20 protein-coding genes and 1 pseudogene are annotated in these 17,833 nt (G+C 63.1%); 11 read left to right on the top strand and 10 right to left on the bottom strand.

All coding sequences use genetic code 11. The features are described from left to right. Positions 1 to 25: 25 nt before the first annotated feature. Positions 26 to 403 (bottom strand): hypothetical protein, encoded by a 378-nt coding sequence (locus NRG23_RS27155; protein ID WP_009050390.1) that lies wholly within the window; start codon positions 401 to 403, stop codon positions 26 to 28. Between the two features lie 211 nt (positions 404 to 614). Here NRG23_RS27155 and NRG23_RS27160 point away from each other — a divergent pair, with 211 nt between their 5' ends. The 3 genes from NRG23_RS27160 to def all read left to right on the top strand — a co-directional run bounded on the left by NRG23_RS27160 (position 615) and on the right by def (position 2,468). Next, positions 615 to 806 (top strand): CsbD family protein, encoded by a 192-nt coding sequence (locus NRG23_RS27160; RefSeq protein WP_009050389.1) that lies wholly within the window; start codon positions 615 to 617, stop codon positions 804 to 806. A 172-nt stretch (positions 807 to 978) separates the two neighbouring features. Further along, entirely contained in the window at positions 979 to 1,926 is a 948-nt protein-coding gene (locus NRG23_RS27165) for a YihY/virulence factor BrkB family protein (protein ID WP_007925094.1), read from the top strand. A 2-nt stretch (positions 1,927 to 1,928) separates the two neighbouring features. Continuing rightward, a complete protein-coding gene (def, locus tag NRG23_RS27170; protein WP_009050388.1) occupies positions 1,929 to 2,468 on the top strand; it encodes a peptide deformylase in 540 nt (179 codons plus the stop codon). Positions 2,469 to 2,510: 42 nt separating this feature from the next. On the opposite strand, the gene NRG23_RS27175 is transcribed toward def, so the two are convergent. Continuing rightward, the gene (locus tag NRG23_RS27175; RefSeq protein WP_257372968.1) at positions 2,511 to 3,329 is read right to left on the bottom strand and encodes a class I SAM-dependent methyltransferase; all 819 of its coding nucleotides are present in this window, start codon (positions 3,327 to 3,329) and stop codon (positions 2,511 to 2,513) included. Positions 3,330 to 3,389: 60 nt separating this feature from the next. Beyond that, on the bottom strand, positions 3,390 to 3,827 hold the full coding sequence (locus NRG23_RS27180) for a GNAT family N-acetyltransferase (protein WP_016703865.1): 438 nt from the start codon (positions 3,825 to 3,827) through the stop codon (positions 3,390 to 3,392). A gap of 365 nt (positions 3,828 to 4,192) precedes the next feature. Between NRG23_RS27180 and NRG23_RS27185 the strand changes: the two are divergent. Further along, positions 4,193 to 4,300 (top strand): annotated as a pseudogene (locus tag NRG23_RS27185) (fatty acid desaturase); the annotation flags it as partial. Between the two features lie 111 nt (positions 4,301 to 4,411). Here the strand turns inward: NRG23_RS27185 and gstA are convergent. After that, the gene (gstA, locus tag NRG23_RS27190; protein ID WP_009050383.1) at positions 4,412 to 5,014 is read right to left on the bottom strand and encodes a glutathione transferase GstA; all 603 of its coding nucleotides are present in this window, start codon (positions 5,012 to 5,014) and stop codon (positions 4,412 to 4,414) included. Between the two features lie 96 nt (positions 5,015 to 5,110). On the opposite strand from gstA, the gene NRG23_RS27195 reads away from it, so the two are divergent. After that, on the top strand, positions 5,111 to 5,983 hold the full coding sequence (locus NRG23_RS27195) for a LysR family transcriptional regulator (protein ID WP_257372969.1): 873 nt from the start codon (positions 5,111 to 5,113) through the stop codon (positions 5,981 to 5,983). 67 nt (positions 5,984 to 6,050) lie between these two features. On the opposite strand, the gene NRG23_RS27200 is transcribed toward NRG23_RS27195, so the two are convergent. The 4 genes from NRG23_RS27200 to NRG23_RS27215 form a co-directional block, all read right to left on the bottom strand. Then, positions 6,051 to 6,560 (bottom strand): hypothetical protein, encoded by a 510-nt coding sequence (locus NRG23_RS27200; protein WP_009050381.1) that lies wholly within the window; start codon positions 6,558 to 6,560, stop codon positions 6,051 to 6,053. A gap of 179 nt (positions 6,561 to 6,739) precedes the next feature. After that, positions 6,740 to 8,161: an MFS transporter gene (locus NRG23_RS27205; protein ID WP_257372975.1), complete on the bottom strand. Its 1,422-nt coding sequence runs from the start codon at positions 8,159 to 8,161 to the stop codon at positions 6,740 to 6,742. A 289-nt stretch (positions 8,162 to 8,450) separates the two neighbouring features. Beyond that, a complete protein-coding gene (locus NRG23_RS27210) occupies positions 8,451 to 9,080 on the bottom strand; it encodes a glutathione S-transferase family protein (RefSeq protein WP_257372976.1) in 630 nt (209 codons plus the stop codon). An 83-nt stretch (positions 9,081 to 9,163) separates the two neighbouring features. Beyond that, the gene (locus NRG23_RS27215) at positions 9,164 to 9,595 is read right to left on the bottom strand and encodes a PACE efflux transporter (protein WP_009050378.1); all 432 of its coding nucleotides are present in this window, start codon (positions 9,593 to 9,595) and stop codon (positions 9,164 to 9,166) included. A gap of 147 nt (positions 9,596 to 9,742) precedes the next feature. Here NRG23_RS27215 and NRG23_RS27220 point away from each other — a divergent pair, with 147 nt between their 5' ends. Continuing rightward, positions 9,743 to 10,672, top strand: a complete 930-nt coding sequence (locus NRG23_RS27220) for a LysR family transcriptional regulator (RefSeq protein WP_257372977.1) — start codon at positions 9,743 to 9,745, stop codon at positions 10,670 to 10,672. A 60-nt stretch (positions 10,673 to 10,732) separates the two neighbouring features. Then, positions 10,733 to 11,398 (top strand): DUF998 domain-containing protein, encoded by a 666-nt coding sequence (locus tag NRG23_RS27225; protein ID WP_232788593.1) that lies wholly within the window; start codon positions 10,733 to 10,735, stop codon positions 11,396 to 11,398. A 169-nt stretch (positions 11,399 to 11,567) separates the two neighbouring features. Here the strand turns inward: NRG23_RS27225 and NRG23_RS27230 are convergent, their stop codons facing one another. Further along, on the bottom strand, positions 11,568 to 12,599 hold the full coding sequence (locus NRG23_RS27230; protein WP_009050374.1) for a LacI family DNA-binding transcriptional regulator: 1,032 nt from the start codon (positions 12,597 to 12,599) through the stop codon (positions 11,568 to 11,570). A gap of 215 nt (positions 12,600 to 12,814) precedes the next feature. On the opposite strand from NRG23_RS27230, the gene NRG23_RS27235 reads away from it, so the two are divergent. Together NRG23_RS27235 and NRG23_RS27240 are read left to right on the top strand one after the other, a co-directional pair. Then, on the top strand, positions 12,815 to 13,348 hold the full coding sequence (locus NRG23_RS27235; protein WP_007925131.1) for a gluconokinase: 534 nt from the start codon (positions 12,815 to 12,817) through the stop codon (positions 13,346 to 13,348). A gap of 83 nt (positions 13,349 to 13,431) precedes the next feature. Then, on the top strand, positions 13,432 to 14,784 hold the full coding sequence (locus NRG23_RS27240) for a GntP family permease (protein WP_009050373.1): 1,353 nt from the start codon (positions 13,432 to 13,434) through the stop codon (positions 14,782 to 14,784). A gap of 181 nt (positions 14,785 to 14,965) precedes the next feature. On the opposite strand, the gene alaC is transcribed toward NRG23_RS27240, so the two are convergent. Beyond that, on the bottom strand, positions 14,966 to 16,177 hold the full coding sequence (alaC, locus tag NRG23_RS27245; protein ID WP_007925133.1) for an alanine transaminase: 1,212 nt from the start codon (positions 16,175 to 16,177) through the stop codon (positions 14,966 to 14,968). A gap of 255 nt (positions 16,178 to 16,432) precedes the next feature. Between alaC and NRG23_RS27250 the strand changes: the two genes are divergently transcribed. Together NRG23_RS27250 and NRG23_RS27255 are read left to right on the top strand one after the other, a co-directional pair. Continuing rightward, positions 16,433 to 17,095: a LysE family translocator gene (locus NRG23_RS27250; protein WP_009050372.1), complete on the top strand. Its 663-nt coding sequence runs from the start codon at positions 16,433 to 16,435 to the stop codon at positions 17,093 to 17,095. Positions 17,096 to 17,161: 66 nt separating this feature from the next. Then, positions 17,162 to 17,650 (top strand): GyrI-like domain-containing protein, encoded by a 489-nt coding sequence (locus NRG23_RS27255; protein WP_053269743.1) that lies wholly within the window; start codon positions 17,162 to 17,164, stop codon positions 17,648 to 17,650. Positions 17,651 to 17,833 lie beyond the last annotated feature (183 nt).

Here is a 17,833-nt window from a genome sequence, read left to right on the forward strand (position 1 = left end):
GCCCGCGGCAGCGGCTACAGGTGGATCACTGCTGGAACTGCGCGAAGTTCACGCCGGTGCCGGCGGGGCGTACGTCCTTGAGGAAGGAGTCCTTGTCGGCGCTCAGCTCCAGGCTCAGGGCCGCCTTGCGCTTGCCGGCGTTGCGGACCACCAGGCCTTCGAGCTTTTCCCGCAGGAACACCGTCGGCACCTTCAGGTGCAGCAACTGGTCGGTGTTCGGGGTGTACAGCAGCAGGTGGACCCATTCGTACTGCCCGATGGCCAGGCGGCTGACCGGCAGATCGAACCACCAGATATTCCGGCTGCGGCTCAGTTCCGCGAAGTGGCAGTTGTTGACGCCCAGCACCGCACCGCCCAGTTCCTGGTTCCGGCGGGCGATGGCCAGCTTTTTATCGAGTTTCATAACATTCCTACGGGATTGGATCTTCAGCGCAGCGCCTGAATACGTTGCGCATTCTCGTGGGTTGGTCGCCAAACATAAAGCGCAACCTGCGTGCGGCGGGCAAATAAGGCGATGAAATACCCCGCTGAAAATAATTGAAACTCCGCGCGACGGCCTCGGGTCAACCTCAGGGCAGGACCCCAAACCCTCGATTGTTCTACGGAGAAATACCATGGGCAGCACAGCGGACAAGGCAAAAGGCCTGGCCAACGAGGCCGTTGGCAATATCAAGCAAGGTGTCGGCAAAGCGACCGATAACGATCGGTTGGAAACCGAAGGCAAGATTCAGGAAAAGAAAGGTGAAGCGCAGCAAGCCCTCGGCAAGGCCAAGGATGCGCTGAAAAAGACCATCGACAAGGCCTGATCCACCGGCTCGCACTGCACCACGACGGCCATCCGCGGATGGCCGTTTTTACATCGGCCATGGCACCAAATGAGACGAAACGGTTCAAAATCGCCAAACTAGGCTAGTTTGTTGTACAAAACGGCCCCTGAGTCGCCACCGACCCTGAATGCTTGCGGCGAAAGGAGACGCTATGTTCTTGCCGAATTTGAAAGGCCTGCCCCTGCATCGTGTGCTGGTGCGCACGGTCACTGAGTTCATCGACGATGAAATGTCGACCTATGCTTCGGCACTGGCCTATCAGATGCTGTTTTCGTTGTTCCCCTTCATTCTGTTCCTGATCGCCTTGATCGGTTTCCTGCACCTGCCGGACTTCTTCTCCTGGTTGCGCCTGCAATCGGAACTGGTGTTGCCGCCCCAGGCGCTGGAGCAGGTCAACCCGGTGATCGACCAGTTGCAGCAGTCCAAGGGCGGCCTGCTGTCGGTGGGTATTGTGATTGCCCTGTATACCGCCTCGGCCGGCGTGCGGCTGATGATGAGCGCGATGAACGCTGCTTATGACGTGGTCGAGAAGCGCCCGTTGTGGAAACGTTTTCCGCTGTCGATTTTCTACACCATCGGCATCGCCGGCATGCTCCTGGCGGCCGCGGCCTTGATGGTGCTCGGGCCGCAGGTGATGGGCTGGATCGCCGCGCAGGTCGGCCTGGAAGACTTCATCGTCACCGTCTGGACCATCCTGCGCTGGCCGGTGATCGTGATCCTGATGATGGTCGCCGTGGCGCTGATCTACTACGTGATGCCCGACGTGAAGCAGGAGTTCCGCTTCATCACCCCAGGCTCGGTGCTGGCGGTGGTGGTGTGGATCATCGCCTCGTTGGGCTTCGCCTTCTACGTGAAGACCTTTGCCAACTACAACGCCATGTATGGCAGTATCGGGGCGATCATCGTCCTGCTGCTGTACTTCTATATTTCCTCGGCGGTGCTGTTGCTGGGGGCCGAGATGAATGCGGCGATCGAGCACATGTCGTCCGACGGCAAGAACCCTGGAGAAAGGGTTCCCGGCGAGCACGACGAACCCAAACAACACGTATCGGGACTGGGCCGGGACCACTCGCTCAAGCCGACCACTGACGAAGTCTGATCATGATCCGTGAAATCCTCAAAATGGGCGACGAGCGCCTGCTGCGCATCGCGCCACCGGTGCCGCCCGAGATGTTCGACAGCCCCGAGCTGTGGCAACTGATCGACGACATGTTCCAGACCATGGAAAGCGTCGGCGGGGTCGGCCTGGCCGCGCCGCAGATCGGCGTCGACCTGCAACTGGTGATCTTCGGTTTCGAGCACAGCGAGCGTTACCCGCAAGCCGAGGCCGTGCCGCAGACCATCCTGATCAACCCGCTGATCACGCCCTTGAGCCCGGTGCTGGAAGAGGGCTGGGAAGGCTGCCTGTCGGTGCCGGGGCTGCGGGGTGCGGTCGAGCGTTATCAGCACATTCGCTACGAAGGCGTCGATCCCAAGGGCGAGCCGATCGTGCGGATCGCCTCGGGTTTCCACGCACGGGTGGTGCAGCATGAATGCGATCACCTGATCGGCCGTCTGTACCCGTCGCGGATCAGCGACTTCAGCAAGTTCGGTTTTACCGAGGTGATGTTCCCCGACCTCGATCCCCACGCCGACGATTGAGGGTAAGGATCGCAGCCTGCCCGCAGGCTGCGATCCTCGCGGTTATTTCGCCGATTTCACAAAGCGCAGCGTCATCCGGTCCGACTCGCCGATCGCCAGGTACTTGGCCTTGTCCTCGTCCCCCAGCTTGAGCGCTGGCGGCAGGGTCCAGACGCCTTGCGCGTAGTCCTTGGTGTCTTGCGGGTTGGCGTTGATCTCGCTTTGCCCCTCCAGCGCAAACCCGGCGTCGGTCGCCAGTTTCACCACGTAGGCGGTGGTCAGGTAGCCGCTGTGCTTGATGTCTTCCAGGGAGGCGCCGTCCTTGGCGCGATGATCCACCACGCCCAGCACGCCCCCCGGTTTCAGCACCTTGAAGAACGCCTGGAACATCGCCGGCGCGGTGTCGGCCAGCACCCAGTTATGCACGTTGCGAAAGGTCAGCACGGCGTCAGCCGAACCGGCCGGACCGAGCACCGGTGCCTTGGGGTCGAACTCGACGAACCGGGCCTTGGCATAGCGGGCCGGGTCGGCGCTGAATTTCTGCTTCAGGCTGTCCGCCGATTTCTGGAAATACTCGCCGCTGGACGGGGCCTGGAGGGCGGCGATGTACTGCCCGTGGTCCTTGAGCAGTGGCGCGAGGAGCTCGCTGTACCAGCCGCCACCGGGAGTGATCTCGATCAACTTCTGGTCGGCCTTGAGGCCGAAGAACTGCAGGGTCTGCTGCGGATGGCGGTAACGGTCGCGGGCACTGTTCTGCGGCGCTCGCCAGTCGCCGGCCAGGACCTTGGCGTATTGCTGGGGCGAGACCGCGGCGTCGGCGGCATGGGTGAATACGGGTAGCAGCAGGGCACTGAGGGAGACAGCCAGAAGCGTCGGTTTCATGGATCATCCTGATGGAGGCCGATTTGCCGCCGAGGCTAGCACGCGCTCCAGGGCCCGCGATCACACATTATCGCTGGTCGACCTAACCAAAGGATCTATGCCCATGGCGATCAGGCTCTTGCTCCTGCGATAACGCTCCAGGCGATCCGCCAGGGCCTGGGGCAGGGCGGGGGCCGTGGCAAAGCCCATGCGTTCGTACAGGGCTTGCAGGTCCGGGTGACAGAACAGCCACAGCGGCCCCGGCAGCTGCGCGCGTGCCCGTTCGACCAGCATTGCGGCAATGCCCTGGCCGCGATGGGCCGGGTCGACGAACAGCCCGGTCAGCCAGTGGCCCTGAGCTATGGGCGTGAGGCTCAGCCCGGCAATGATCGCTCCGCGTTTCGCCACCCAGGATTGCCCTTCGCCGGCGGCGCGCATCGGCGAATTGTGGGCGCGATAGAACTTGTTCAGCAGCGGTCGCAGGGTGTCGGCAAGCAGCAGGTATTCGGTGTCGGGCATGGGATTTCGCAGGTGGGCCGGGGCGGTGGATTATAAAAGTACGGAGCGCTCGGGATAGGTGTATACCTGATGAACGATCCCCTGCGAGTGGAGTGTGCATCATGTCCAAAGGTATGAATGCCAAAAAGACGGCGAAGAAAAAACCCAGCCGGACCGCCGATGAAAAGCGTGCGGACAAGAAAGCCAAGAAGACCGAACACAATATTTTCGGTCATTGACCCTCCCAGGAAGCCCGCCCCGCGGGCTTCCTGTTTTTTGCTTCTAAGTAAATAACCCATCGATCTGCAAGTTTCCCCTTCTCGTTGCACAGAACAGTAATACGCCGAAGGTTCGCCCTTCGGCCAGCCCCTGTCCTGAGTAGCGCCATGGCCCATTACTTCGATCCGCTGCATCGCGAACAAATCGACACCCTGCGCCAGACCTTCACCGCCCGCACCGAATGGCCCACCTGGCTGTTGCCTCTCAACCTGCACCGGGAGCATCAAGATTTGCCAGGACCATCCTGTTTTTACTCGTCGCGATCCTATCGGGATTGCTGGGAGCGGGATAAGGCAGAGGTTGCTGCGGCATCTCTGCTTCGATCCTTACGCCGCTTCGGCCGCCAGCGCCGCTTGCACCGCTTCGCGCTGGGCGATGCGTGCCTGGAAGCGGGCCAGCGCCGGCCACTGTTCCAGGTCGATGGCAAAGCCGGCGGTCCAGCGCAGCACGGTGAACAGGTAGGCGTCGGCGATGCCGAAGGCTTCGCCCAGCAGGTAGCTGTGCTGCTGTAGCGTGCGGTCCAGCAACGCCAGGCGCTTGAACAGTTTTTGCCGGATCAGCGCCTGGGTCGCTTCGGGAAACTCGGGGTTGAACAGCCAGCCGAGGCTGCCATGGATCTCGCTGGAGACGAAGTTGAGCATCTCCTGCAGCCGTACCCGTTGCCAGCTGCCGTTGGCCGGCGCCAGGCCTGCTTGCGGCTTGAGGTCGGCCAGGTATTGCAGGATCGCCGGTCCTTCGGTCAGCACCTGGCCGTCCTCCAGTTCCAGCGCCGCCACATACCCCTTGGGATTGATCGCCAGGAAGTCGGCGCCGTCGGCCGTGGTCTTGTTGCGGTTGTCGACCCGCACCAGGTTGAACGGCAGGGCCAGTTCGCGCAGCACGATATGCGGGGCCAGCGAGCAGGCGTTGGGCGAGAAATACAGGTTCATCGAGGGCTCTCCAAAGGGGGGAGATCAGTGTCATAGTCCGCGCTGTTCTCAGTAAAATTAATCTTTCAGAAAACTCCCATAAGGACAGCTACTGCCATGATGAACCTGGTGCACTGGCGCATGCTGGTGGCCGTGGCGGATACCGGCAACATCACCCGCGCCGCCGAGCGGGTCGGCATGACCCAGTCCGGCGCCAGCCAGGCCCTGGCGCTGCTCGAAGACAACCTGGGCGTGCAGCTGTTCACCCGGGAGAACCGCCAGACCCTGCCCACCGCCGTCGGCGAACAGGTGGTCGAACAGGCGCGGCTGATGCTCGCGGCGTTGCAGAACATCCGCGACACCGCGGACGCCTGCCGGGACATCCAGCGCGGCACCATTCGCCTGGCGAGTTTCCCCATGGTGCTGGCGACTTTCCTGCCGCCGCTGCTGCGGCGCTTCAAGCAGTTGTATCCGGGTATCCAGGTGGTGGCGCTGGAGGTCAGCGACGACGAGGTCGAGGCCTTGCTCGAAGCGCGATTGATCGATGTCGGGGTGCTGCTCAATCCTGCGCCCGAGCGCAGCGTCGGCCTGCTGGGGCGCGATGCCTGGGTGGCGGTGCTGCCGGCTGGGCATGCCCTGGCGCGCCGCGCTCAGGAGCAGGGGGTGACCTTGCAGGAACTGCTAAGCCAACCCTTCGTACTGGCCACCGGCGGCTGTTCGGTGAATGCCCGCAGCCTGGCGGCGGATGCCGGCCTGGAGCTGGCGGATGTGCGGGTCGAGGTGCGGGAGTGGAGCAGCGCCTTTACCCTGGTTCGCGAGCAGGTGGGGGTGACGCTGGTGCCGCAGATGACCTTGCCGGAGCAACGCCACGGGTTGTGCGTAATGCCGTTGGACGTGCCGATCCCGCGCACCTTTGCCCTGGTGCTGGCCGAGGGCAGCGAGCCGTCGCCGACGCTGCGGGCCTTGCTCGACATGCTGGCCCAGGGCTGAGCGCAGCCGCTCAAGCCGACCCATGAAAAAGGGTTCCCATGGGGAACCCTGTTTCGACTGGCCGTTTTTAAAGCGCCGCGAGGAACTTGTCGGTGACTTGCTTATCGACGCCGCTGGCGTCCTTCTCGACTTGCGCCAGCTTCAGCTTGTCCTGGACCCGCTGGGCAATTTCCTGAGCCACCGCCTGCTGTTTCTCCGGCGGCATGTTTTTCAGGTCTTCCTCGGTAATGCCCATCTCCTCGAGGATGCGGTCGCGCATACGCTGCTCGGGGGACTTGCTCATGTAGTCCTTGAACTCGTCCAGGGCCGAGCTCTGGGTCGCGCTATTGGCCTGCGCGGTGCTGGCGGTCGGCGGGGTGGCCTGGAGCAGCACGCGGGTCTTGGCGAAGGCCGCCGCGACATTGTCGTTGACCGTGTTGCTGGCCTGCTGCACGGCCTGGGATGTCTGGAAGCTTGCCGCGTTCTGCACGTTCTGCATCAAACCGCTGTACAGCGCGCTGGCGGCCGCGGTGCTCGGGTCCATGTCGGACCGCTGGGTGGGCTGGATCGCCGAGGTTTTCTGGGCACTGACCAACATGATTGGGTACCTGTGTGTAAGGGCTATCGCAGGCTGAGCAGCAAGTTGCATGCCGCCGTGCTGGAGCGCTCTGCAGGGCCCTGGAACAGGGCTCTGCATTGGGGCTCTGCGCCGGTTGCCCGGCAAGGCTGGCGGCACGCGGCGGACAAGCCTTGCCGCTTGCGGCCAGCGGCGACCGGTCAACGGTGGGCGATATTCTCCAGGGCCAGGTTGCGGGTACGCGGGCCGAAACGGCCGATGGTGAACATCACGATCAGCATGCTGCTGACGATGAACGTCAGGACCCCGGGCGTGCCGAAGCGGTCGAGGAAAAAGCCGATCAACAGGCTGCTGAACACCGTCGACAGGCGGCTGAACGAATAGCAGAAACCTACCGCCCGGGCGCGGATATTGGTGGGGAACAACTCGCTTTGATAGGAATGGTAACTGAAGCTCAGCCAGGCGTTGCAGAAGGTGATCATCACCCCGCAGACGATCAGCCCCAGGGCCGTGCTCTGCCAGGCGAACAGGGTGCCGAAGGTCATGGCGCCAAGGGCCGAGCCGACGATCTGCCACTTGTTCTCGAAGCGGTTGGCGAACTTGACGAACAGCAGCGGCCCCAGTGGATAGGCGAGGGTGATGATGAAGGCGTACATCAGGCTGTGGGTGACGCTTACGCCCTGGCCCGAGAGCAGCGCCGGCAGCCAGTTGCCGAAACCGAAGAAGCCGATGGCCTGGAACACATGGAACACGATCAGCATCAGCGCCCGGCGCCGATAGGGCGGTTGCCAGATATCGGCGAAGCGCCCCGAACCCTGGACGCCGAGGGCCTCGGGCTGCGGGGTGTCCAGCGGCTTGCCATGGTCCTTGGCGCAGCGTGCCTCGATGCCGTCCATGATCCGCTCGGCCTCGGCGAAGCGCCCATGCTGGGCCAGCCAGCGCGGCGACTCCGGCAGGCGTGAACGCAACCACCAGATAAACAGCGCGAACACCGCGCTGGCCAGCACCACCCAGCGCCAGCCGGCGATGCCGAACGGGTCTTGCGGCACCAGCCACCAGGACATCAGCGCCACCGCCGGCACCGAAAGAAACTGCACGAAAAAGGCAAAGGCGAAGGCCGAACTGCGCATGTGCTTGGGCACCAGTTCAGAGAGGTAGGCGTCGATGGTCACCAGCTCGATGCCCAGGCCGATACCCACCAGAAAGCGCATGCCGATGATCCCCAGGGCCGAGGTCTGCACGCCCATCAGCACCGTGGCCACGGTGTACCAGATCAGGGCGAAGGTGAAGATCGCCCGGCGCCCGAAGCGGTCGGCGATCGGGCTCAGCAGGCTGGCGCCGAGGAACAGGCCGAGAAAGGTCGCCGAGGCGAAGGCCGCCTGGTCGGAGAAACCGAACACGCCCTGGCTGCCGGTGGCGAAGATCCCGTCGCGGATCAGGCCGGGGCTGATATAGGCGGTCTGGAACAAGTCATACAGCTCGAAGAAACCGCCAATGGACAGCAGCGCCACCAGGCGCCAGACCGTGGCGACGGCGGGCAGGCGATCAATGCGGGCGGAGATATCGGCGGCGCGGAGCGGGTCGAGGCCATCGGTAGCGACAGTGGGGGCGAGGGACGACATGGGCGGGATTCCAGGTTTCGATGAAGAGGAATCTTAGCTGGCTAACGGAAATCAATGATTGTGAATGCCGGCCCGGAAGATGGGCTTCACAGTGATTTATTGTCGTATTTCGTTACATCTTGGCGGTTTGTGCCGCAGTATCAGCCAAAGCGGCATCCAGCGTCTGTAGGAGCGAGGCTTGCCCGCGAAAGCGCCCGTAATCGCAACACCGGTTCAGGGATCGAGTTGGGTGGTGTCTGGGACGGCCTTATCGCGGGCAAGCCTCGCTCCTACAGAAGAAAAAGACGATTCAGGGAATGCCATTGCGTCCATGCAGCAGGAAGGCCGGACGCTCGCTGAGGCGTTGGTAGTAGGCGGCGACGGCGGGGAAGTCGGGGCGCTCCATGGGCGTCATCATCCAGCGATGCACCGACAGCCCGAGGACGATATCGGCCAGGCTGAACTGCTCGCCGAGCACATAGGCCCCGGTGCTCGCCAGTTGCTGTTCGAGCATGGCCATCTTGGCGTTCCAGCCGCGAAGGCCGGCGGCGATCTGCTGCGGGTCCTGGAAGTCCAGGTTCTGCCGGACCAGGGCGACGAAGGCGTAACTCCACGCGGGGTTGAGTTCCGTGGCCTGCCAGTCCATCCATTGCTCCACCAGCGCCCGGGCCCGGGGCTCGCCGGGCAGCAGCCGTTGCCCGGCGATCTTGCTGGTCAGGTACCGGCAGATGCTGTTGGATTCCCAGAGCGCGCCGGCGTCATCGATCAGCACCGGCACCTGGGCGTTGGGGTTGAGCTTGAGAAACTCCGGCGTGTGGGTCGACTGGAAGCCGCTGCCCCAATCCTCGCGTTCGTAGGACAGGCCCAGCTCTTCGCAGGTCCACAGCACTTTTCTGACGTTGATCGACGAGGCTTTACCGAGAATTCTCAGGGTTCCCATGGGAGCTTTCCTTGGCGGGTGGAGGGCCCTGGAAATCTAACAGCGTCGCCGACTCTCGGCGATGCCGATTTGCGCCGGGATGCTCAGGCCGGGTCCGGCAGCGCCGACGCCGGCAGGCCGAAGACCCGGTCGAACAGCCAGTTGAAGACGAAGGTGTAGCAAGGAATGAACAGGATCAGCGCCAGGTCCAGCAGGAAGGCCTGCACCAGGCTGATGTGCATCCACCAGGCGATCAACGGAATCAGGAACAGGATCAACGTCAGCTGGAAACCCACGGCGTGGGCGATCCGCCGCTTGACCGTGCGGGTCCGCGAGACCTGGCGGCTTTCCCAGCGCTCGAACAGGCTGGTGTAGATGAAGTTCCAGGTCACCGCGATGCTGGTGATCACCACCGCCAGCGGACCGGTGCTGCTCGGCGAGGTGCCGGACAGCAAGGCCAGGCCCAGGGCCGAGAAAGTCATGCCGAACACCTCGAACAGTGACACGTAAACCAGTTTGCGCTTGATGCCTTGCATGCTTTTCCTCCGCGTTCGTTGGCCCGGGCCGCTCCTTTTGCAGGAATGGCTGGCGAATGCGGCGCAAGATAGCTTCAATATGCCTGACAGAAAAAGTCAGAAGCTTTCAGGTTTTCTGATAGATCGGCATCCTAGACAGGCGTCCCCATGAATTTCTCCAGCGACAGCATCCAGTTGTTTCTCGCCGTGCTTGAGCGCGGTTCGTTTTCCGCGGCGGCGCGGGCCCTGGGCAAGGTGCCGTCGGCGGTGAGCATGGGCATCGCCAACCTCGAGGCGGAGCTGGGTTATCCCTTGTTCGATCGCAGCCATCGCGAGCCGGTGCCCACCGCCATGGCCAACGCCCTGGCGCCCCACGCGCGGCTGATCGCCGAGCAGCTCAAGCACCTGCAGGTGCATGCAGTGGAGCTGTCCCTGGGGTTGGAAAGCCGGCTGTCCATCGGTGTAGTCGAGGACATCGACAAGTCCCGGGTGCTGGCGGCGATCAAGCTGATCGCCGAGCGCCATCCGTTGCTCGACATCGAGGTGCTGAGTGCGCCCCAGGACGATGTATTGCAGCTGCTGCACACTGGCCGGATCGCGGTCGGCGTGGCTTTCGCCGGGCTCAGCCTGAACGTGCTGGAGTATTTCCAGTACGTCGGCAGCGAACGGATGATCGCCTGCATTTCCGCGCGCCATCCGTTACCCGAGGCGCCGGACGCCACCCTCTATCTGGAAGAGCTGGTCAACGTCCGCCAGGTGGTGGTCGCCAGCCGCGACCTGCCGATCCGCGACACCCGGCCGCTGATCGCCGAGTCCTACTGGCGTACCGACAGCCTGGCCATGGCCCTGGACATGGTCGAGTCCGGTATCGGCTGGGGCAACTTCCCACAGTCGGTGATCGCCCCCTTGCTCAAGGCCGGAAGGCTCAAGCGCCTGACCTTCAAGAACATCGACAACGGCCTGCTGCTGCCGGTGCACGCGGTCTGGCTGAAGAACCAGCCGCTGCAAAAGGCCGCTCAGGCGTTTGTGCAGTTGTTGGGTGGGCAGGATCCGGCGTTGGAGGGGGGCTGGGGTGACTTTCGGTGTTCGGGTGGTTAAGTTTCCGTTCGTCAGGTACCTATATCACTGCCTGGTCGTTTGCATACCAAGGAGAATGCTGTGAATAAAGGAATGCTCAAGTGGGGGTATGCCGCCGGGATGGTCGTACCGTTCTGGTTGCTGCTCGGGGTCGCTATCGCGGGCCTGTTCTATCCGGGTTACAGCCACCTGAATCAGGCGATGAGTGAACTGGGAGCCTTGCAGGCTCCGACTCATCGTCTTTCGCCGTTGCTCAATAACTACCCGTTGGGTGCATTGTTCGTCGTATTCGGGCTCGCGCTATGCGCCCGTTTCAAGGCTTCACCGCTGGCTCGACTCAGTGGTCTGCTGGTTGTTCTGCATGGACTGGCCAGCGTCTGCACAGGGTACTTTTCCTGTGACGTCGGCTGCGGGCTCGAGCAGCCATCCAGTCGCCAACAGGTGCACAACATTGCCGGCCTGGTGATGTTTCTCAGTCTGGTGATTGCCAGCGCCCTGTGGGTTTACCTTGCGCCGCGCCTGCTGTATGGCAAGCGCTTTGCCTGGTTCTCTCTGCTCAGCACTGTGCTGGCGTTGGCGACGTTGCCGTTGATGGCCAAGGCAGTGGAAGCCGGAGTGGGCTTTGGCCTGTATCAGCGGATTAACTACGGCGTATCTGTGATCTGGGTAGGCGCCCTGGCCTGGCAGTTGTTTCAGCAAACACATGACCAGCTTTTCTTCAAGGAAGAGGTAAAAACGGATGACTGAATCCCATGGACATCTTGATCAAGATGAAGCCGATCTGGATCGCGGGCTTGAAGATATCAATGCTTAGACGATCTGGTGACGGCTTATTTCATGGCGATCCGCAGCAAGGCCAAGGCTGCTACGGCCTTTGATACCGGCCCCGGCATCGCGCCTGATGCGGGGCCAGACTTCAGGTGCTCTCGCGCACCTTCAATTCGAAGCCCATGTCCACCACCGGCTTGGCCACGCTGTTACCGGCCATCAGGGTCAGCAGCTGCTCCGCGGCGCGGCGGCCGATGGCTTCACGCGGGGTGCTGATGCTGCTCAGGCGCGGCACCATGTGCGCGGAGGCGGGCAGGTCGTTGAAGCCCATCACCGCCACTTGCTCGGGGATCCTGATGCCGCAGCGCATGGCTTCCAGCAGGGCGCCGTGGGCCAGGTCGTCGTTGCCGAAGAAGATTGCGTCGACGTCCGGGTGGCTGTGCAGCAGTTGCAGGAAGAGTTCACCACCCAGGCCCACCGACGACGGGCGCGGGGTGAGGACTTCCAGTTTCGGGTCGTACAGGCCGGCTTTCTCCAGGCCACGGCGGAAACCTTCGCCGCGCATCAGGGTGCGCTGGTCGAGCTGGGCGCCGATGTAGGCCAGGCGCTTGCGGCCGCGGGAGATCAGGTGCTCGGCGGCGGTTTCCCCGGCGTTGTGCTGGGAGAAGCCCACGCAGTTCAGGCCGGCCTCGGGGTTGAGGTCCATCATGTAGACGCAGGGGACGTTGCTGGCTTCGACCATCCGTCGGGCACTTTCGGTCCGGTCGAAGCCGGTCAGCAGCAAACCGCGTGGCTGGTAGGCCATGTAGTTGCGCAGCAGGTTTTCTTCTTCGTCGGGGGAATAGTGGAAGTTGCCGATCAGCACTTCGAAGCCCTTGGGCCGCAGAACCTGATGAATGGCTTCCAGGGTGTCGATGAACAGCAGGTTGGACAGCGACGGCACCAGCACCACCACCGAATGGCTCTGGGCCGAGGCCAGGGCGCGCGCGGCGGGGTTGACCACGTAGTTGAGTTCGCTGGCGGCCTTGCGCACCTTTTCCACCAGTTCGGTGGCCACTGTGTCGATGCCGCGCAGCGCTCGCGAGGCGGTGATCGGGCTGACGCCGGCCAGGCGCGCGACTTCGTTGAGGGTAGGGCGCCCCGTGGTGCGGGTATTTTTATCGTTCTTGGAGGAGGTCATCAGACGGCTTGCCAAACAAAATTCAAGTCACTAAGGTAGCGCTGTCTCGAAACAGCTGCAATGCGTGAGCGCGGTCGGCCTGACCCGCACTCTTTGGTTTCGCGGCCTATATACGCGGCAACCCACAAAAATGACAAGAAGGCGTCGGCAGAAACTATTTTTGCACTAGCATTTTCAAGAGCGAAGGTAGCGCTGTCTGCGCGCTGAGGTGTTACATGAGTCAACCCATCACCGCCCTGGTCATCATGGGCGTTGCCGGCTGCGGCAAGTCCAGCGTCAGTGAAGCGCTGTGCCAGCGCAGCGGCGCCACGGCCATTGAAGGCGATACGTTCCACCCTGCCGCCAATATCGCCAAGATGAGTGCCGGTATTCCCCTGAACGACGACGACCGTGCCGGCTGGCTCGACAGCCTGTGCGACGAGTTGCGTCGTGCCCTGGCCGCCGGACAGCGTCCGGTGCTGACCTGCTCGGCGCTCAAGCGCAAGTACCGCGACCGCCTGCGCAGCGCCACGCCCGGCCTGGGCTTCGTTTTCCTGCAATTGACACCACAGGTGGCCGCCGATCGCGTGGCCCACCGTCCGGGGCATTTCATGCCTTCGACCCTGATCGACAGTCAGTTCGCCACCCTCGAATCTCCCGTGGGCGAACCCCTGACCCTGGCATTGGACGCCACCATCCACAGCGTTGACCGGCTGGCCGAACAGGCCCATGGCTGGTGGCTGGAGCACGGGCTGGATTCATCCCGATAAGCTTCGGTTCACACAGATAGCGCTATCCCACTCGGCTCACGTTTTTAACGCTTGAATAAAAACAACAAACCGGAGGCAACCCCATGTTTGGCATGTCCCAAGAGACCTATCTGCTGGTAGACGCAGTGGTCACCATTATCGGGCTGATCGTGCTGATCACCCGATTCAAGCTGCATCCCTTCATCGCCCTGACCATCGCCGCGGGTTTCCTCGGCCTGACTTCGGGCATGCCGGTGGACAAGATCATCAAGGCGTTCCAGGACGGCTTCGGTGGTGTACTCGGTTTCGTCGGGATCATCCTCGCGCTGGGCACCATGCTCGGCAAAATGATGGCCGAATCCGGTGGCGCGGATCAGATCGCCCAGACCCTGATCCGCTCGTTCGGCAAGGAGCGGGTGCAGTGGGCGATGATGTTCGCCGCCTTCCTGGTGGGCATCCCGCTGTTCTTCGAGATCGGCTTCGTGCTGCTGATCCCGCTGGTGTTCATCGTCGCCCGGCGCACCGGCGTGTCGATCATCAAGATCGGCATCCCGCTGCTGGCCGGCCTGTCCGCGGTGCACGGCCTGGTGCCGCCGCATCCGGGCCCGCTGCTGGCCATCGGCGTGTTCGGCGCCGACATCGGCAAGACCATTCTCTACGGCCTGATCGTTGCCCTGCCGACCGCGATCATCGCCGGTCCGATCTACGGCACCTTCATCGCCAAGCACATCCCGGGTCATCCGTCCCAGGAACTGGTCGACCAGCTGGCACGCGAAAACACCTCGGCCAACCTGCCGAGCTTCAGCGTGACCCTGCTGACCGTGCTGCTGCCGGTGTTCCTGATGCTGCTCAAGACCTTCGCCGACGTGGCCTTCCCGGACGGGCACTTCTTCCGCATCTGGATGGACATGATCGGTCACCCGATCAGCGCGCTGCTGCTGGCCTTGCTGCTGTCGCTCTATACCTTCGGTTCGCGCCAGGGCATCGGCTCCAAGCAGATCCTCAAGTTGCTCGACGCCAGCCTGGCGCCGACCGCGGCGATCATCCTGATCATCGGTGCCGGCGGTGGCTTCAAGCAGATGCTGGTGACCAGCGGCGTGGGTGACGTGATCGGCCATATGGCGGTCAACGCACAGATCTCGCCGATCCTCCTGGCGTGGCTGGTGGCGGCGGTGATTCGCATCGCCACCGGTTCGGCAACCGTGGCGACCATCACTGGCGCGGGCATCGTGGTACCGGTGGTCGGCATGATTCCCGGGGTCAACCGTGAGCTGCTGGTGCTGGCCACCGGTGCCGGTTCGCTGATCCTGTCCCACGTCAACGACGCCGGTTTCTGGCTGGTGAAGCAGTACTTCAACATGACCGTGGCGGAAACCTTCAAGACCTGGACCGCGATGGAAACCATCCTCTCGGTGGTCGGCCTGATCTTTATCCTGCTGCTGTCGCTGGTGGTGTAAGCCGAGCCCTGTAGCCGCTGCCGAAGGCTGCGATCGGCCGGCACGGCCGTAGCGATCTTGCAATCGCTGAAGGCCCTTCGGTCCTTATCGCAGCCTGCGGCAGCGGCTACGGGGTCGGCAGACAGGCACAAAAAAACCGCAGCGATGCGGTTTTTTGTGCCTGCTTGTTTGTCGGTGGGTATCAGCCTTTCTGCACCAGGCCATCGGCGCGGAACATGCCGCGGATACCACGCACGGCCTGGCGGATGCGGTCCTGGTTTTCGATCAGGGCGAAACGCACATGGTCGTCGCCGTACTCGCCGAAACCCACCCCTGGCGAGACGCAGACCTTGGCCTCGGCCAGCAGCTTCTTGGCGAACTCCAGCGAGCCCAGGTGCGCGTAGGCCTCGGGAATCTTTGCCCAGACGTACATCGAAGCCTTGGGATTCTCGACCATCCAGCCCAGCTCGTGCAGGCCCTTGACCAGCACATTGCGGCGCTGGCGGTACTGCTCGGCGATGTCTTTCACGCACTGCTGGTCGCCTTCCAGCGCAGCGATGGCCGCCACCTGCAGCGGGGTGAAGGTGCCGTAGTCGTGGTAGCTCTTGATCCGCGCCAGGGCGCTGACCAGCTCCGGGTTACCGACCATGAAGCCGATGCGCCAGCCGGCCATGTTGTAGCTCTTGGACAGGGTGAAGAACTCCACCGCGATGTCCTTGGCGCCCGGCACCTGCATGATCGACGGGGCTTTCCAGCCGTCGTAGACGATGTCGGCGTAGGCCAGGTCGTGGATCACCAGCACGTCGTACTGCTTGGCCAGGGCGATCACCCGTTCGAAGAAGTCCAGCTCGACGCACTGCGCGGTAGGGTTGGAGGGGAAGCCGAGGATCATCATCTTCGGTTTCGGGATCGAGCCGCGGATGGCCCGTTCCAGCTCGTCGAAGAAATCCACGCCCGGCACCAGCGGCACCGAACGCACCTGGGCGCCGGCGATCACCGCGCCGTAGATATGGATCGGGTAGCTCGGGTTGGGCACCAGCACGGTGTCGCCCTGGTCCAGGGTGGCGAGCATCAGGTGCGCCAGGCCTTCCTTGGAACCGATGGTGACGATGGCTTCGCTTTCCGGGTCGATATCGACCTCGTAGCGATCCTTGTACCAGCGCGAAATGGCCCGGCGCAGACGCGGGATACCCTTGGAGGTGGAGTAGCCGTGGGTGTCTTCGCGCTGGGCGACGGTGACCAGTTTCTCGACGATGTGCGGCGGAGTCGCACCGTCGGGGTTACCCATGCTCAAGTCGATGATGTCTTCGCCGCGCCGACGCGCAGCCATCTTCAGCTCGGCAGTGATATTGAATACGTAGGGGGGGAGTCGATCTATGCGCGCAAAGCGGCGCGGCGAACCTTGTTCGGCCATTGTTGCCTCGAGTACGTGAGCGCCCGGAACCGTCCGAGCGACGTCGGCCACTGCGGTGGCCTGGGGGCAGACGATAAGGGCTGTGGCGCCAGGCTGTCCAGAGGGGGGCGACAACTATTTTTTCGCCGGCAGCGGCGCTGCCTGGACAGGGATTTGCATCGTCGTGGCGGGATTCGCAGCCTGCGCATTGTGTTTGCCGGGCCCGCCCGCGTTAAATACCCCCCACTCGAACAACCGCATCGAACAGGATGAATGATGGAGTTTACCAGCGGCTTTCTGCTGAGCCTTTCGCTGTGCCTGGACATAGGCGTGGCCAATATCGCGATGATTACCCTGGCCATGCAGCGTGGCTACTTCCAGGGTTTCTGCCTGGGCCTGGGCACCTGTGTCGGTGACCTGGTCTACGCGGTGCTGGCGCTGGCCGGCATGACCGTGCTGCTGCAGTACGAGGCGGTGCGCTGGGTGTTGTGGATCGGCGGGTCGGCGCTGCTGGTGTATTTCGCGGCGAAGATGATCTATTCGGCGATCCACCACAGCGCGGTGTTGGCCGAGACCGGCGAGGTCGACAACGGTTCGCCGCGCAAGGAGTTTTTCCGCGGTATTTTCCTGGCCATGTCGTCCCCCAGCGCGATCCTCTGGTTCGCCGCGGTGGGCGGGACCCTGATTGCCCGTTCCGGTGGCGGCGACCTGCTCAGCTCCGGGCTGTTCCTCAGCGGTTTCTTCTGCGCCGGGCTGGCCTGGGTTGTGGGCCTGTGCTTTGCCGCGACCCAGGGCGGCAAGCTGCTGGGGGACAAGTTGTTGCGTTACTCCTACCTGGCATCTGCGGCGATCTTCTGCTATTTCGCGGTCTACGTGATCCTGTCCGGTTACCAGGAGTTCATCGTCGGCGCGGCGGTCGCGGAACTTCCCGCGCTCTGATGCAGGCGATTCGGGTTTGGCCTCTATACTCCCTGCCGAACCCATTTTTCAGGCAGGAGTCGCATCATGGATGAGCAAAAACAGGTCAGCGGGCCGGTGCCGCGTTTCGAGAAGGGGCGCTTTCTGCTGATCGCCGGTCTTGGCGGGCGTTTCACTCCCGAGACGACGCAGCGCATTCCTGAACTCTGGGAACGCTTCATTCCCCATCTCGGCAAGATCCCCGGCCAGGTGGGGGAGGTGACCTACGGCCTCTGCTGCAACCCCGACGGCAAGGGCGGCTTCGAATACATCGCCGGGGTCGAGATCAGCAAGCTCGACGACCTGCCCGAGCTGTACCGCTGGGTCGAGGTACCGCCACAGCAGTATGCGGTGTTCGAGCACCAGGGGCCGCTGGCGAGCCTGCCACAGACCTTTCAGTACATCTGGAAAACCTGGCTGCCGCAGTCCGGGCGCGAAGCCGCCGATGCGCCGGAATTCGAACGCTACAGCGCCGACTTCAACCCCGACACCGGCCAGGGCGTGCTGGAAATCTGGCTACCGCTCAAGGAACAGTGAGCCACGGACCGGGCCTGCGACGGGCCCGGTCATTTACCCTTGCCCGGCCGGCGGGCGCGCCACAGGTCGATGGACAGGGTGACAAAACCGAACGCACTGATGCCGAACAGCACCAGCAAACCGATCTGAACATTGCTCATGGCGACTTCCGTACTCGACCAGGATGGGATTGATTGAGCCCTG

The sequence above is a fragment of the Pseudomonas sp. T8 genome, assembly GCF_024610635.1.
Classification (GTDB): Bacteria; Pseudomonadota; Gammaproteobacteria; order Pseudomonadales; family Pseudomonadaceae; genus Aquipseudomonas; species Aquipseudomonas chlororaphis_I.